The organism is Sphingomonas sp. P4_G3, assembly GCF_056401105.1.
This window is the reverse complement of sequence record NZ_JBFUJZ010000022.1, coordinates 1-518: the sequence shown is the minus strand read 5'-3', so window position 1 is coordinate 518 and position 518 is coordinate 1. Positions and strand designations below refer to the sequence as shown.

1 protein-coding gene is annotated in these 518 nt (G+C 65.3%); it reads right to left on the bottom strand.

What is annotated here, in order from left to right:
* Positions 1 to 518: hypothetical protein (locus AC1DQQ_RS22315; protein WP_478046827.1), on the bottom strand; the 518-nt coding region annotated here is incomplete at both ends.

The following is a 518-nucleotide window of genomic DNA, read 5'->3' as shown; positions in this document are numbered from 1 at the left end:
TCGCGCCAGTCACCGTATCGGCGACCGAGATGGTCACCGCATCGTTGCCGACTGCCTTGATGCCCTCGGCAAACGTACCCGTCACCGTGCCGTTGGCGGTGACACTGACGGTACCAGTGCCAAAGTTGTGCGCATCGATGCCGGTCGTGCCCGAGACGTTGCCCGCGGTCACATCGACATTGCCCGCGCCCGCGACCTTGGTCTGCTGCGCGATGATCGCGGTGTTGCCGGTCGAAGTGACATCGCCCGCGGTAACCGAGACGTTGCCGCCGGTGGTCAGCGCGAAGATGCCGTTACCCGTCGTCACATTGACCGGGCCGACGGTGGTGACCGTCGTATTGCCTGATCCGAAATTCTCGGCGTCGATGCCGAACCGCGCGGTGATTGCGCCGTTGGCGGTCACGTCGATATTGCCGGTGCCCGCCGCGTTGAGGATCGCCGCCACCATGCCGGCATTGCCCGCGTTGATGTCGCCGTTCGCGACCTCGGTCACATTGCCGGTCAGCGTCTGCGCCTGA